This is a genomic window from Dyella sp., assembly GCF_036384435.1.
Taxonomy (GTDB): domain Bacteria; phylum Pseudomonadota; class Gammaproteobacteria; order Xanthomonadales; family Rhodanobacteraceae; genus GSA-30.
In genome coordinates, this window is the sequence record NZ_DASVMI010000077.1 from 1 (window position 1) to 15,056 (window position 15,056).

The 15,056-nt window shown below is 62.9% G+C and carries 14 protein-coding genes and 1 pseudogene; 11 read left to right on the top strand and 4 right to left on the bottom strand.

From position 1 onward, the window contains the following. Window positions 1–261: 261 nt before the first annotated feature. The 7 genes from VF436_RS07100 (at window position 262) to VF436_RS07130 (ending at window position 7,213) form a co-directional block, all read left to right on the top strand. On the top strand, window positions 262–1,146 hold the full coding sequence (locus VF436_RS07100; protein ID WP_330903308.1) for a TraB/GumN family protein: 885 nt from the start codon (window positions 262–264) through the stop codon (window positions 1,144–1,146). 102 nt (window positions 1,147–1,248) lie between these two features. After that, window positions 1,249–3,489 carry a DNA topoisomerase IV subunit A gene (gene parC / locus VF436_RS07105; protein ID WP_330903309.1) on the top strand — a complete coding sequence of 747 codons (2,241 nt, stop codon included), beginning with the start codon at window positions 1,249–1,251 and terminating at the stop codon, window positions 3,487–3,489. A gap of 114 nt (window positions 3,490–3,603) precedes the next feature. After that, entirely contained in the window at window positions 3,604–4,086 is a 483-nt protein-coding gene (locus VF436_RS07110; protein ID WP_330903310.1) for a hypothetical protein, read from the top strand. Between the two features lie 241 nt (window positions 4,087–4,327). Next, window positions 4,328–5,167: an alpha/beta hydrolase gene (locus tag VF436_RS07115; RefSeq protein ID WP_330903311.1), complete on the top strand. Its 840-nt coding sequence runs from the start codon at window positions 4,328–4,330 to the stop codon at window positions 5,165–5,167. An 11-nt stretch (window positions 5,168–5,178) separates the two neighbouring features. Beyond that, on the top strand, window positions 5,179–5,541 hold the full coding sequence (locus VF436_RS07120) for an EamA family transporter (RefSeq protein ID WP_330903312.1): 363 nt from the start codon (window positions 5,179–5,181) through the stop codon (window positions 5,539–5,541). 31 nt (window positions 5,542–5,572) lie between these two features. Next, window positions 5,573–6,004 (top strand): DMT family transporter, encoded by a 432-nt coding sequence (locus VF436_RS07125; RefSeq protein WP_330903320.1) that lies wholly within the window; start codon window positions 5,573–5,575, stop codon window positions 6,002–6,004. 9 nt (window positions 6,005–6,013) lie between these two features. Next, window positions 6,014–7,213, top strand: a complete 1,200-nt coding sequence (locus VF436_RS07130; RefSeq protein ID WP_330903313.1) for a DegT/DnrJ/EryC1/StrS family aminotransferase — start codon at window positions 6,014–6,016, stop codon at window positions 7,211–7,213. 3 nt (window positions 7,214–7,216) lie between these two features. On the opposite strand, the gene VF436_RS07135 is transcribed toward VF436_RS07130, so the two are convergent. Further along, on the bottom strand, window positions 7,217–8,092 hold the full coding sequence (locus VF436_RS07135; RefSeq protein WP_330903314.1) for a hypothetical protein: 876 nt from the start codon (window positions 8,090–8,092) through the stop codon (window positions 7,217–7,219). Beyond that, complete coding sequence (locus VF436_RS07140) at window positions 8,079–9,134, bottom strand: GNAT family N-acetyltransferase (RefSeq protein WP_330903315.1); 1,056 nt, start codon at window positions 9,132–9,134, stop codon at window positions 8,079–8,081. Before VF436_RS07140 ends, VF436_RS07135 begins: the two co-directional genes overlap by 14 nt. 175 nt (window positions 9,135–9,309) lie before the next feature. Between VF436_RS07140 and VF436_RS07145 the strand changes: the two genes are divergently transcribed. Both VF436_RS07145 and VF436_RS07150 read left to right on the top strand, forming a co-directional pair. Further along, window positions 9,310–9,558, top strand: coding sequence for a phosphopantetheine-binding protein (locus VF436_RS07145; RefSeq protein ID WP_330903316.1), 249 nt, complete (start codon window positions 9,310–9,312; stop codon window positions 9,556–9,558). A gap of 4 nt (window positions 9,559–9,562) precedes the next feature. Further along, on the top strand, window positions 9,563–10,774 hold the full coding sequence (locus tag VF436_RS07150; protein WP_330903317.1) for a beta-ketoacyl-[acyl-carrier-protein] synthase family protein: 1,212 nt from the start codon (window positions 9,563–9,565) through the stop codon (window positions 10,772–10,774). A 59-nt stretch (window positions 10,775–10,833) separates the two neighbouring features. On the opposite strand, the gene VF436_RS07155 is transcribed toward VF436_RS07150, so the two are convergent. Further along, window positions 10,834–11,322 carry an 8-oxo-dGTP diphosphatase gene (locus VF436_RS07155; protein ID WP_330903318.1) on the bottom strand — a complete coding sequence of 163 codons (489 nt, stop codon included), beginning with the start codon at window positions 11,320–11,322 and terminating at the stop codon, window positions 10,834–10,836. A 118-nt stretch (window positions 11,323–11,440) separates the two neighbouring features. Between VF436_RS07155 and VF436_RS07160 the strand changes: the two genes are divergently transcribed. Together VF436_RS07160 and VF436_RS07165 are read left to right on the top strand one after the other, a co-directional pair. After that, window positions 11,441–12,235, top strand: coding sequence for a phosphodiester glycosidase family protein (locus tag VF436_RS07160; protein ID WP_330903321.1), 795 nt, complete (start codon window positions 11,441–11,443; stop codon window positions 12,233–12,235). Further along, on the top strand, window positions 12,225–14,681 hold the full coding sequence (locus tag VF436_RS07165; protein WP_330903319.1) for a penicillin acylase family protein: 2,457 nt from the start codon (window positions 12,225–12,227) through the stop codon (window positions 14,679–14,681). The genes VF436_RS07160 and VF436_RS07165 overlap by 11 nt, the downstream gene beginning before the upstream one ends. Before the next feature lie 229 nt (window positions 14,682–14,910). Here the strand turns inward: VF436_RS07165 and VF436_RS07170 are convergent. Next, window positions 14,911–15,056: pseudogene (locus VF436_RS07170) on the bottom strand (succinyl-diaminopimelate desuccinylase); the annotation flags it as partial.

Here is a 15,056-nt window from a genome sequence, read left to right on the forward strand (position 1 = left end):
GATCTCAAGGATCTCCATAGCCAGAGGTATGAGATAAGCCAAACCGGCCCCTTGCTTGATGAGCATCCTCAAACCTCCAGTTCCCGAATCCCGCAGAGGCACGCGACGCGGTCGCCGGCAGCCGTCAAGAAAGTTGGGTTCGAAGGCACGGAGCCTCCCCTCGCCGGGATGGCAGATGGGAAAGACTCTCAGAGGTCTCCTGTTGTCGCGCTATAGTGATTTCCCATTCATGCCCTGTCTCCCCACAGCGGCGGTCGTCTGATGAGTATCGCTATCGTGCAACGCTTCCTTCGCCTCCTCGTCCTCACCCTGGTCGGTCTTCTGCTTTGCGCACCGGCCTATGCCAAGCCGCTGCTCTGGGCGGTGCGCCAGGGTGATACGACAATCTACCTGTTCGGCACGGTGCATCTGTTGCCGTCGGATACGGACTGGATGTCGCCCAAGCTCGAACAAGCCTTGGACAAAAGCCAGCGCTTGAGCATCGAGCTGGTGGACGATGATCCGGTCACTATGAACATGCTGGTGCTCAAGTACGGGCTGGACCTGCAACATCCGCTGTCGCAGAAACTGGCCGCCGCCGACCAGGCGCGACTCCGGCGTGCGGCCGATACGGCGCACGTGCCGGTGGGTACGCTCGACCGCATGCAGCCCTGGCTGGCCGCATTGACGCTCACCGTGGCACCGCTGATGCAGGCAGGCATGGACCCCAGCCAGGGCGTGGACAAACAGCTCAAGGCACGCATGACCCAGGCCGGCAAGCCGGTGGACGGGCTGGAGAATGCCGAGCAACAGTTGAAGATCTTCGCCACCATGCCCGAGGCGATGCAACTGGACATGCTGCGCCAGACCTTTCGCGAGGTCGACGAGGGGCCGAAAAAGCTGCGCGAGCTGGTCGATGCCTGGAAGAATGGCGATACCACGGTGATCGCCCGGCTGGAGAGCGTGGAGCTTAAGAAAGACAGCCCGGCGCTTTACAAGAGCCTGATCGTTGACCGCAACAAGGCCTGGGCGCAGATCCTGGCTAAGCGCCTGCGCGCCCCGGCCAGTGGCACCAGCATCGTGGCGGTGGGGGCCGGCCACCTGGCCGGCCCTGACAGCTTGCAGAAGCAACTGCAGTCGCTGGGCTTCACCGTGACGGTGGAGTAAGGGGCGCAGCTTCTGAGACCCGGACGCGCCAAAATGGTCCGGTTCTGGCACCATCCCCGGGTTGCGCTGCTCGTCGGCGCCCCGCAAACCTGACGTAACTTCATGAATCTGCAAGCCAATTACGAACAGATCCCGCTCAAGGAATACACCGAGCGCGCTTACCTCGATTATTCGATGTATGTCGTGCTGGACCGCGCCCTGCCCTTCATCGGCGACGGCCTCAAGCCGGTGCAGCGCCGCATCATCTATGCGATGAGCGAGCTGAGCCTGGCCGCAGGCGCCAAGCCGAAGAAATCCGCGCGCACCATCGGTGACGTCATCGGCAAATACCATCCGCATGGCGACAGCGCCTGCTACGAGGCGATGGTGCTGATGGCCCAGCCGTTCTCGTATCGCTACCCGCTGATCGACGGCCAGGGCAACTTCGGCTCGCCGGACGATCCCAAGAGCTTCGCCGCGATGCGTTACACCGAGTCCAAGCTCAATCCCATCGCGGATGTGCTGCTGGCTGAACTGGGCCAGGGCACGGTGGAATGGGTGCCCAACTTCGACGGCACGCTGGAAGAACCGCGCACGCTGCCGTCGCGCCTGCCGCATGTACTTTTGAATGGCACGATGGGTATCGCCGTGGGCATGGCCACCGATATCCCGCCACACAACCTGCGCGAAGTGGTCAGCGCCTGCATCCGCCTGCTCGACGATCCGGACGCCTCGGTGGAAGATCTTTGCGAGCACGTGCGTGGCCCGGATTATCCGACCGAAGCGGAAATCATCACGCCGCGCAACGAATTGCTGTCGATCTACAAGACCGGTACCGGCTCGGTGCGTGCTCGCGCGGTGTACATGCGCGAGGATGGCAATATCGTCATCACCGCACTGCCGCACCAGGTCAGCCCGTCGAAGATCCTCGAACAGATCGCCGCACAGATGCGCGCGAAGAAGCTGCCGATGATCGAGGACCTGCGCGATGAATCCGATCACGAGAATCCGATCCGCCTGGTCATCGTGCCGCGCTCGAACCGTGTGGACGCGGACGAGATGATGCAGCACCTGTTCGCCACGACGGACCTGGAAAAGAGCTTCCGCGTCAATCTCAACATGATTGGCCTCGATCGCCGTCCGCAGGTGAAGGACCTGCGCCGCATCCTGTCCGAATGGTTGCAGTTCCGTACCGAAACCGTCACCAATCGCCTCAATCATCGACTGGCGAAGGTCGAGCGTCGCCTGCATCTGCTGGAAGGCCTGCGCATCGCCTATCTCAACCTGGACGAGGTGATCCGCATCATCCGCGCCGAGGAAGAACCCAAGCCGGTGCTGATGGCGCGCTTTGGCCTGTCCGAGGAGCAGACCGACTACATCCTGGAGACGCGCCTGCGCCAGCTCGCACGCCTGGAGGAAATGAAGATCAATGGCGAACGCGATCAACTGGAAGAAGAACGCGCGCGCATCAATGTATTGCTCAAATCCCCGGCTAAGCTCAAGGGCCTGATCAAGGAAGAGCTGCGCACCGATGCGGCCAAGTTCGGTGACGACCGCCGCTCGCCACTGGTGCAGCGCGAGGCAGCACAGGCGCTGGACGAAAGCGCCCTGGTGGCGAGCGAGCCGGTGACCGTGGTGCTGAGCCAGAAGGGCTGGATTCGTGCGGCCAAGGGCCACGACGTGGATGCCGAAGGCCTGTCTTACCGCGAAGGCGACAGCCTGCTGTCGGCGGTGCGCGCGCGCACCACGCAGCAAGTGGCATTGATCGATTCCACCGGTCGCAGCTATTCCACGCTGGCGCATACACTGCCATCGGCACGTGGCAACGGCGAGCCGCTGACTGGCCGCTTCACGCCACCAGCGGGTGCGAGCTTCGACGCGCTGGTTGCCGGTGACAACGATACGCGCCTGATCCTGGCCACCGACTTCGGCTACGGCTTCGTCACTCGTTTCGAAGCCTTGACCGGTCGCAACAAGGCCGGCAAGCAGATCATCACCCTGGGCGATGGCGCCCGCGTGCTACAGCCACAAATCAGCGCCGATCCGTCGCGCGATCGCATCGTGGTGGTAACCACGGAAGGGCACCTGTTGATGTTCTCGGTGGCCGAACTGCCGGAACTGGACAAGGGCAAGGGCAACAAGCTGATCGAGATTCCGAAAGCCAAGCTCAGCTCCGGCGACGAGCGTGTCGCAGGCGTGGCCGTGGTGACCGAAGGCAAGGGCGAGGTCACACTCTTTGCCGGCCAGCGCAAGCTGACCCTGCGCTGGTCTGACCTGGTCGAGTTCGGTGGCAATCGCGCATCCCGCGGCGGTGTGCTGCCACGCGGCCTGCGCCGCGTCGAGCGCATCGAAACCACGGGATGATCCGTTTCCTGAACGGCCGCGGCAGGAACTCCCGTCGCGGCCAGTCATCCAAGGAAACAATGTGCACCGCCCCGCGCCGCCATGCGTTATGGGCCATGTTCCCGAGGAAACACCATGAAGCGCGTATTGACCGCCCTTGTCTCCACCTTGATCGCCGCTGGCGCCATGGCCCAGTCGGCCAGTAAAGCGCCGCTGAATCTCAAGCTGCCCAATGACATGCCGCCCAGCAGCGTACCGGCAAGCAGCAGCACGGCGCCCAAGCCTGCCTCGTCCTCGACCACCGCCAATACCGCCCCCTCGGCCAGCAGCAACAGCACCCGTCCTAAGGATGCGCCCGGGGTGTACTACGGCGACACCAGTGGTCGCATCTATCACGACGAGGACCGCGTCGTTGCCGAGCGCCAGGACTGCGACGACGCCACCTACAACAACACCCAGGTCCATGGCAGCGTCGGCATGGGCGTGGTCTCGGGTAGCCACTTCGGCGGCAACTACCAGACCGGCGACATCAGCTTCAGCAAGCGCACGGGCAGCTGCGACCACCCCACCGGCGGCGTCAGCGTCAACATCGGCGTGGGACAGTTTCACGGCCACTGATTGAAACCAGGCTGGCGAGAGTTAGAAGCGAGTGGAGAGGAGTGAGGAGTGAGAAAGCCTCCAGCTTGCACCAGCCAGGCTCTCACTCCTCATTCCTCTCCACTCACTCCTCAGCTCTCTGCCCTCCCCGGAAAGCCCTCGGAAAGAGTAGGCAGGCACACTGCGCAGCATCCGTCCTCGTGTCCGATGCCATGCAAACAACTGCCAAGCTCCCGCTCGCTGTGCCCACGGCGGTGCGTCCATGATCCAGAACGTGGAATTCCGCTTCGAAGGTGGTCGCAGTGGCGTGTTGCTGATCCACGGGCTGACCGGCACACCGGCCGAGATGCGCCTGGTCGGCAAGGGCCTGAGCCGCGCCGGCTTCTCGGTTTACGGCATGCAGTTGGCTGGCCACTGCGGTGACGTGCAGGACCTGATCAAGACTGGCTGGCGAGACTGGTATGCCAGCGTGGAGAAGGCCGCCGAGGCGTTTCGCCAGGAAGTGGATCATCTGTTCGTGGCAGGCCTGTCGATGGGCGCCGTGCTGGCACTGAAGCTGGCTGCCGAGCGACCGCAGTGGGTCAAGGGCGTGGGCGTCTATGGCGCCACCTTCAAATACGACGGATGGGCCACTCCCTGGTACAACCGGTTTTCCTTCCTGCTGCCGTTGATCGGCAGGCTGGGCATCGGTCGTAACTGGATGGTTCACGAGAACGAGCCCTATGGCATCCGTGACGAGCGCCTGCGCGCGCAAGTGGCCGGCCTGATGCTCGGCGGCGATAGCGCAGCGGCAGGCCTGCCTGGCAATCCCTGGCCGTCACTGGCCGAGATGTACAACATGGCGCAGGTCGTGCGTCGCGACCTGCCCCGCGTCCAGGCTCCGTGTCTGGTGGCGCATGCGGTCGAGGATGACATCGCCAGCGTCGCCAACGCGCGCCTGGTCGAGCAAGGGGTCTCGGGCCCCGTGGAAATGCTTATGCTCAAGGATAGCTATCACATGATTACCATCGATCGCGAACGCCGCCTGTTGACCGAACGCTCGGCCGAGTTCTTCGGTCGCGTGGCCGATACGTACAAGCCCGCCGCTCGCGCCGCAGCCTGAAGGCGACCCTCGTGACACCGCTTGTTGTTGCGTTGTGGCTACTCAACGTCACGCTCGATACCGTGGGCCAACTGGCTTTCAAAGCCGCTGCCGGCGACCCCAATGCCGGTGACGGCATCGCGCGCTGGCGCTATATGGCATCGCGCCCGTGGCTGTGGGTCGGCGTTCTTGCTTATGTCGCCGAGTTCCTGGTGTGGATCGCCTTCCTGTCGCTGGTCGACCTTTCCGAAGGCGTGCTGCTGGGCTCGATCAACATCGTGGTGATCATGATCGCCGGGCGTATCCTGTTCCGCGAGAAACTCACGCCGCTGCGCGTGACAGGTATCGCACTGGTCACGCTTGGCGTGGCCGTGGTTGGCATCGCTGGAGGTTGAGCCTATGACATCCGATGCCATCAAACCCGGGCTGGGTCGTTTCTACGCCATCGGTTTCACAGTGCTGGTGCTGTTCGACACCATCGTGCAGTTGAGTTTCAAGTACGCCGGCAACCACGCTTTTCCGCCAGAGGCCAACTGGGCATGGATCGTGCGCGTCTTCGGCCATCCATGGATCTACCTGGCCGTGGTCGGCTACGTGGGTAACTTCTTTACCTGGATGACCTTGCTCAAGCATGCGCCGATCGGCCCGGCATTCGCGGTGACGCATCTGGAGGTGGTCAGCGTGATGCTGTTTTCGATCTGGCTGTTCCACGAACCGCTGACCGTGGGCCGCGTGATCGGTGCGCTGCTGATCGTGGCCGGTATCGTCTGTCTGGCGTTCGCCGAGTCCGGCGCACATCCCGAGGGCGATGCACCGACCGAGGCCAAGGGCGCGCCGGGCGTCACCGCCGGCCATTGAGCGCGACGCATGCGCGAGCTGCCTCCCACCGCTGGATTGCCACTGCGCCTGTCAGACCTGCGTCCTGGTCGGGCAGATTTTGCCGCGCAAGCCGCCGCATGGCTGGGCACGCCACCGATGCAAATGGAGTGCTCCGGTACGGCGGCCCTGGTGGTCACCTTGCATGCGATGCGACAGCTCCGACCTGAGCGTAACGAAGTGATCGTACCCGCATGGACCTGCCCGCTGGTGGCATGGGCCATTCATCGCGCCGGGCTGTCGATACGCCTCTGCGACCTGGCGCCCGGCCACTTCGACATGGACGCCGGCCATCTGGTTGCGATGGCCGGCGGCAACACGCTGGCGATCGTTCCCACGCATATCGCAGGACGCATCGCCGATGTATCCACGGCCTTGGCGATAGCGCAAGACGTGGGCGCGTTCGTGGTCGAGGATGCCGCACAGGCAACCGGCGCGCGCCAGGATGGCCAGAGCGTCGGCCTGCTGGGTGACGCGGGCTTCTTCAGTCTGGCCGTCGGCAAGGGACTCACCTTGTTCGAAGGAGGGCTGCTGGTGGCCAGGGATACCATGATGCGAGAAGCACTGGCGTCCAGCCATCGCGAGGTGATTCGGCACGACTCGCACATGAACCGACAGCGTGCGCTCGAACTGTGCGGATACGGTCTTGTGTATCGGCCATCCCTGCTAGCACTCGCTTACGGCAGGCCGCTGCGCAAGGCGCTGGCAGCCAACGATCCAGTGGCCGCGGTCGGTGACGACTTCGGACCCGATATCCCACTGCATGAAGTCAGCGGGTGGCGCCAGGCAGTGGGCACGCGTGCCTTGTCACGACTGCACGATTTCATGCATGTCACCCGCAACCAGGCGCTGTCGCGCATTGCGCGCCTGCGCGGCATCGAGGGAGTGACGGTGTTTGGCGACGCGCCCGGCCAGGAAGGTATCTGGCCAGTGCTGCTGCTCCTGATGCCCAACGAAAAGATGCGCGACGCAGCGCTGGGCGAACTATGGACAGCCGGCCTGGGGGTGAGCCGCATGTTCATTCATGCCCTGCCCGACTACGGCTATCTGCATGGCATCGTGCCGCAAACGGACTTACCCCAGGCACGCCATTTCGCCGCGCGCTCACTCACCATCACCAACAGCCCATGGCTGCGCGACGACGAGTTCGAACGCATCCATGTCGTGCTCCAACGCACGGTGACTGGCTGATCGCTACACGCTACTGGCCGCGATCGCTGTGAGCAGGCGCGTGTTGAGTGCGCGCTGCTGCATCTGCCAGGCATCGAGTTCGGACTGTGGCACCGCCTCCTGTCCATCCATGCCGCTGAGAAGTCGCTTCCACCAAGTGCGATACGCGTAGGCCGATACCTCGCCATTAATGTCGCTGGCGATGACGCGTCCCCGCAAGGCCTGGATGATCTCCATCGCGTGATGCTCCTCGATACGTCCCTGGTCCCAGTTGGTGCGAGCCGTGTCGACGCTGAAGGCATCCTTGTCAATGGACAGATAGGTCGATTGGGGTGCCTTGCGCAACTGCTCCACGAAGGCCATCGTCAAGGCATCAGGGTCTGCATGCCGACGAAAAGCGTCGGCCAACCCCAACCGACTCGCCCAGCTCACGTCCACATCCATGCACCAATAGGTAAGCTTGCCGGCGCGTAGGGGTTGCAGGTAATTCTCCCACGCATGCCTGGCACCGATATCGCCTGAGGTGATGCCGACCACATGCACGTGACTGACGTAAGGCAGCAAGGCCACCTTGCGCACCCAGGATCCGCAATGGATACCCCAGGGAAAACGCATGTTGTCTGGATGATTGTCCAATACCACCAGTTGGAAGCTTCCCTTGCCGCGCTGCCGCTCGACCAGGGGCCAGGTCAGGTGGTGATAGTCCCCCGATCCCATCAGCACCGTGCCGTATTCCGGCGGCAGGTGGGCATCGAGGTGCGTGCGCAGCTTGCCGAAGGTACTCAAGGTGCAGCCAAAGCGAATCGCCTCCTGCCAATCACCGAGCGGCACCACGGCCGCGCCCGGTAGCACGCCGACCGAACCGTCGAAATCCAGCACCAGCGGATCACGCTTGCTCATGAGTTGCCCATTGGCTATCGCTTTCGAAGAAACGCCCGAGTTTGCGCGCCAGTGCACGCAGCAACGGGTTGCGCAGGTAGATCGCATGCCGGGTCAAGGTGAAGCTGGCGCCCAGGTATGACTTGACCTGGGGATCGGTCCAGCCGGCCACGTAGTGCGTCAGGCCCTGCGACTTGGCCCATGCCAGGTTATGGAACCAGCTCGTGAAATACAGGTTCTGCTCACGTGCGGCCGGGTAGGAAAATCCCACGTACTTGTCGATGAGCTTGCCGTCGACCACGAAGCACAGGTTCCAGCCAATCATCGCACCCTCGTGGCGATAGACGAAGACGGTACCGCCATTGGTCGCATCGCGCAGCACCGCGGCGAAGAAATCACGGCTCAAACGATCGAAATGAATTTCACTTTGCGCATAGACATTGTCGTAGAGCGCATAGAACGCATCGACCATGGCATCGGCGGTGAAAGCATCACCGCACTGCACCGGCTCCACCACGACGCCATCGCGTTTGCGCAACTTGCGCCGGATGTCCTTGCGCCGCCCCGACGACAAGCGCGCCAGATACGCATCTTCATCGTCGAAATCGATCGGCACGTAGGCCAGCGCCTGTCCTTCGAGCAGGATGAAGCCCTCTCGCTCGCACGCCTCGGCGAAATGCCGGTTCCACACATTGGCCTGCTCATCGAGCAAGGGCGAAGGCGACGGGATGTCCTTGATGATGGACAGGCGTTGGCGGCTGCCCAGTGCCAGCCGTAACTGGCCTGGTAGCGTCGCTGGATTGGCCTGCAGCGGAAACAGCGCGTATTCGGATACCGTGGTGCCGACAAAAGTGGTATGCCAACGCAGCATACGTCCCCACCAGCGATAACCGGGGGCCCTCATGACATATTGGCGCACGGGCGCATCGGCCGTGGTCAACAAATCAAAATCATCGGCGAATGCCGGGGTACCGGCCGCATCCAGCACGCGAAAACCGATCGGGGGATGTTCGGCGAACCGCGCCACCAGGGCGTCGGGTTCGAGCTGGTTCAGATACCGCACGACGTTGAGGATTCCGGCTCAAACAAGCGCATAGCATACGACTACGCAAGGCGCCGCATGAAAAGCTGGATGAAAGGTAACCGGCAACTGGACATTGACCATACAGTTCGTCAGGCTTGTGAAAGCTACCGGCGTTATGCCGGCATCGTCCCAAAGGAAATGCGAGGACCCACCGATGAGCGCCCAACAGGAAACCTACGAGATCATCGCCAGGCAGGCCAAGATCGATATCACTACCATCACGCTGGAATCGACCCTGAAGGATCTGGGCGTTGCCTCGCTGGATGCGATCGAAGTGCTCTTTGATCTCGAAGAACATTTCGACGTCACCTTGCCCAACGAAGATACCGATTTCGAAAATGGCACGGTCGGCCAGCTCATCGAGGCCATCGATCGGCAAATCGCCGCCAAGCAGGCCGGCTGAGCTCATGCGCCGCATAGTGATCACCGGCATGGGCGCGCTGTGCGCGCTGGGCCATGACGCGACTTCCACTTGGCAGGCCATGAGGGCCGGACAGAGCGGCATCGCCACCATCACCCGACTGCCGGCCGAGCAGCTCAAGGCCGGCAACGTGGTTGCTGAAGTCAAGGCCTTCGATCCGCTGGCCCGCATCGCCGGGCAACGCGCGACCATGATGGACCTGGCCGGTCAGTATGCCCTGGTGGCCGCCGACGAAGCCGTTGCCCAGGCAGGCATTCGCTTCGAGGGCGAATTGGCTTCGCGTACGGCGGTAGTGGTGGGCACCGGGGCCTCCGGAGAAGCCACGCGCGACGATCAGTATCGCCGCCTTTATGCCGACAATGCCTCACGCCTGCACCCGCTGGGCATCGTCAAAATGATGATCAACGCGTCGGCCAGCCACATCAGCATGGCCCATGGCATTACCGGCCCGACCTTCGTCGTCGCCAGTGCTTGTGCATCGTCCAACCATGCGTTCGCGCAGGCGGCCATGATGATCCGCACCGGGCTTGTCGATGCCGCCATCGTCGGAGGCACTGAAGCATGTATCACCCTGGGTACCTTGCGTGCCTGGGAAGCCATGCGCGTACTGGCCCCCGAGTGTCGCCCTTTCAGCGCCGGTCGTCGCGGCATCGTGCTCGGCGAAGGCGCCGGCATGTTCGTGCTGGAGACTCTGCAACACGCGCAGGCTCGTGACGCAACGATCCTGGCCGAACTGGCCGGGGCAGGCATGAGCTCCGATGCCGGCGACATCGCCGCCCCCTCCGACACGGGTGCGGCCGCGGCCATCCGAGCCGCCCTGAGTGATGGCGGTCTCTCACCGCAAGAGATCGACTACGTTAGCGCCCATGGCACCGGTACCCAGGCCAACGACAGCACCGAGACACGCGCCCTGCACCAGGTCTTCGGCGAGCACGCGCACAAGCTCGCCATATCCTCGACCAAGCCCATGCATGGTCACGCCCTGGGCGCAGCCGGTGCCCTGGAAATGATCGCCGCCATCGGCGCACTACGCGAAGGCATCATCCCTCCCACCCTCAACTACCAGGAACAGGACCCCGTCTGCGACCTTGACTACGTACCCAACGTGGCACGCAAGCAGACGGTGAACGCCGCGATCAGTAATTCGTTCGCGTTTGGCGGGTTGAATGCCGTCGTCGCGCTGAGAAGCTGGCGTTGAGTGTGGGGTGCTTTTGGGTGAGGCCGCTTTGGAGTGAGGCCGCCCTGGCGCCTACACGCCTACAACCTGCTGAAACTCCATGACTGCATCTTGCCGTCTCGATACGGCATTACCCCATGGAAAGGTCGCGGGTCGTCGTCAAAGACCAAGGGCAGGAAGTGCCGATCACCTTCCCACATCGGCAGGTCCATCAGGCGGTCGCGGTCGACCCATTCCAGCGTGCCCTCCGGATTGCATTCGAATGGCTGGCCTTCGAAGTCATCGATGAGGAAGATGAAGCCAAGCCAATCCTCGCCCTGCTTGCCGAAACCGGGCCAGTTCAAGCTGCCGCGCAGTTGCATCGATAGGCATTCGATACCGGCTTCCTCGCGGATTTCCCGCCGCATGCACTGGGCGATATCCTCGCCGGGCTCCATCTTGCCGCCCAGGCCGTTGTATTTGCCCAGGTGAATGTCGTCGGGCCGGGAGTTGCGATGGATCATGAGCACCCGGCGGCGGTCGGCCGACAATACATAGCCAAGGGTGGCGACGATAGGGGTGTAAGGCATGGCAAGGGCCGCGCGGAAAAGCGAAAGTTTAGCCCGCTCTGCCGGGCAATGCAGCCGCACGCACGCAATGTACTTCATGGACTTGCGTTTCGCGCACGGCCCCAGCCACCATCGCGATATGCGTGCCTCCCATCGACGTCTATGCCATCTGCTCCCCATCGCCCTGCTGGGTCTTCTTGCCGGCTGCAACCGGCAGGCCCAGGCGGTGGACAGCAGCGAGATCACCTTCGACAGCCAGAGCTTTCGCGTGGTCAAGGTGGATATCGCACGCGAGCCCCTGGCGCTATTCTGGAAAAATCCCGAAAGCGGCGATCCCTTCGGCACCATCGAGGCGGTACGACAGTGGGGCATGGCCAGGAACCGGCGCCTCCTTTTTGCCGCCAACGCCGGCATCTATGACCGACAATATTCGCCCCTTGGCCTGTACGTGGAAAACGGAAAAGCCTTGGTGCCGCTGAACCTGGCTCGCGGCAAACCCTCGGCGGGTAATTTCTCACTGCAGCCCAATGGCGTGTTCGTGGTGTATCCCGACGGCCACGCAGCCGTACGTACCAGCACCGATTTCAAGAACGACGCCCGCCCTGCCCAGTGGGCCACGCAATCGGGCCCCATGCTGGTGATCGATGGAAAGCTCAATGATCAATTCGTGGACGATTCCTCCAGCATGAAGTGGCGAAGCGGCGTCTGCGCGCGAACGCCCCATGACGTCGTGTTCGCCGTCAGCGAAGCACCCGTGAATTTCCATACCTTCGCGCGATTGTTCCGTGACCAGTTGGGTTGCCGTGACGCGCTTTACCTGGACGGCACCATCTCGCAGTTCTACGTCGATGGCGCCGGCTACGCAGGCGCGCCCACCTTCATGGTCAAGCCCTATGCGGGTATCTTCGCCGTTTTCGAACACGATGAAGACTGACAAACCCAGGCGGCATGGCGCATTACGGCGCTGGCTGGCGGCAGTCGCCACCGTGCTTTTGCTACTCATGGTGGCGGCCGTCATGATCAACCTGTGGATACTGCACCGCAGCTTGCCCGAGTTGGACGGCTGGCACGTTGCCACCTCCGCGGGCGCCCCAAGCAAAATCGTTCGCGACGCACACGGGCTGGTGACCATCGAGGCGGATGACGAACTCGATGCCGATTATGACCTGGGCTTCGTACACGCGCAGGAACGTTTCTTCGAGATGGACCTGATGCGTCGCGTGGCGGCCGGTGAACTGGCCGAACTGGTGGGGCAGGCAGCGCTGAAGACCGACATCGGCCATCGACGCCATCGCCTTCGCGCGGTGGTGCATCAGGCCTATGAAAACCTGACGCCACAGCAGCGTTCGCGATTGATCAAGTATGCCTGGGGTGTCAATCGCGGCCTGGATGAACTGGGCGCTCGCCCATGGGAATACGTCCTGCTGCGAAGCAAACCGCGCGAGTGGCTGCCGGAGGATTCACTCCTGGTGATCGCGGCGATGTACCTGGATCTCAATGAGGACGGCAACAACCTGCGTGAACTCAATACGGCGCGGATGCGTGCCGCCCTGCCCGGCCCCGTGGTCGACTTCCTGCTTGCCGCCGATCCGGCCTGGGAGGCGCCGTTGGTCGGTGGGCAGTCGCCCGCAGTCGATCTGCCAGGACCTGACGTGCTGGACCTGCGACGATCACCCGCAGGCGACAACAATGCCAAGGTCGCCAGTCTGGCGGCGGCCGTATCGCCTGCACTTGATGATATGCGCATCGGCAGCAACAGCTTCGCCGTGGCCGGTTCGCTCAGCAGTACCGGTTCGGCCATCCTGGCCAACGACATGCATCTGGGTTTGCGTGTGCCCAATATCTGGTTTCGTGCCCGGCTGCGTTATCACACGGACAACGACAGCTATGTTGCCCGGCACGGTTCACGCGCGGTGGATCTGAACGGCCTGACCCTTCCCGGCGTACCGGCGCTCGTCGTAGGCAGCAACGGTCACATCGCCTGGGGTTTCACCAATAGCTACGGAGATTGGCAGGACTGGTTCCGCGTGCAGCGCGATCCGGCCCATCCGTCGCGCTACAAGGTCCCCGAGGGCTGGGCTACGATCGAAAGCCACGACGAAGTCATCGCAATCAAGGGAGCAGCACCCTATACGCTCAAGGTTGAGGACACCCGCTGGGGACCGATCATGGGCGAGGATGTCGATGGCACGCCATTGGCGCTTTCGTGGATCGGCGCACTGCCTCGTTCGTACAACCTGGGCCTTGCCGAACTAAGCCTTGCTACGAACGTGCATGAAGCGCTCGGCCTGGCGCATACCTTCGGCATTCCGCCGCAGAATATGCTGGTGGCCGACAAGGAAGGCCATATCGGCTGGACCCTTGCCAGCAATGCCATTCCACTACGCAGCGGCATGCATGCGAGCCTGCCGACCGATGGCGCACAGCCTGGCAACGGCTGGACTGGCTGGGCCAACGCCGCACAGTATCCGCGCGTCGAAGACCCCGCAAGCGGGCGGCTATGGACCGCCAATAATCGCATTGTCGATGGCGACGCACTATCGCTCGTCGGCAATGGCGGCTACGACGTGGGGGCGCGCGCGCAGCAGATCCGCAACGATCTGCAGGCGCACGATCGTTTCGCGCCTACAGACTTGCTCGCCATCCAGTTGGATGATCGGGCGATATTCCTCACGCGCTGGCAACAGTTGCTGCAAGCCACCCTGGCCGGACAGGACGATCCGCGACTTGCGCAAATGCGCCAGCTCACCGCTACCTGGGGCGGCCGCGCGGCGGCAGACAGCGTCGATTATCGGCTGGTACGAGCCTTTCGCGAACAGGTATTCCATGAGGTGCTGGCGCCTTTTATCGCCAGGGTCAGCGCTCGCCATGGTGATTTTGCTTGGCCAACGCATGACAGCGCCGAAGCGGCCGTGTGGACGATGATCGATCGCAAGCCAATGCATCTGCTGGACCCTCATTACGCCGATTGGCACGCATTGCTGCTGGACGCCGCGCGCCAAGTGGCTGACAAACTCGCGGCACAGCCCGGTGGGCTGGCGGCACGCACCTGGGGCGAGGAGAACCGCGCCGCCATCGATCATCCACTGGCGCGCGTGCTGCCGTCAGGGCTGGCGCGCTACCTGGACATGCCACACGATCGGCAATCTGGCGACGCCAACATGCCACGCGTGGCAGGTCCAGCCTTTGGCTCATCCGAAAGGCTGGTAGCAAGCCCCGGCCATGAGAATGTAAGCATCCTGCACATGCCGGGCGGCCAGAGCGATCACCCGATGTCGCCATTTTTCGGCGTGGGCCATGCCGATTGGTTCGAAGGAACGCCTACGCCCCTGCTGCCAGGCGAGCAGCAGCATGCGTTGGAAATCATGCCGATGCACTGATAGTCACGGGCAGATCAGCGACTTTTCCGGCTGCCGTAATAGCCGCCTGCTAGTGAGCTTTGACGCTGATTACCTGGTTGCACCTGGGTACGACGCGTGCGAGAGCGATTTGATTCGCGAAGCCATCTGCGATTCGGCCGCAGAGTGGGGGTTTTAAACCCCCAAGCCGCGATCCAAGTCGCGTCTTGCTTCGCGAATGAATGGGCTCCGACCAGGGAAGGCTATGTGCTTACACAAGCATGCGCTCGCAAATCGCCTGATAAAGCGCAGGCAGCCGCTCAAGATCAGCCACGCTCACGCACTCATCCACCTTGTGGATGGTGGCATTCACAGGCCCGAGCTCCACCACTTCGGCACCTAGCGGCGCGATGAAAC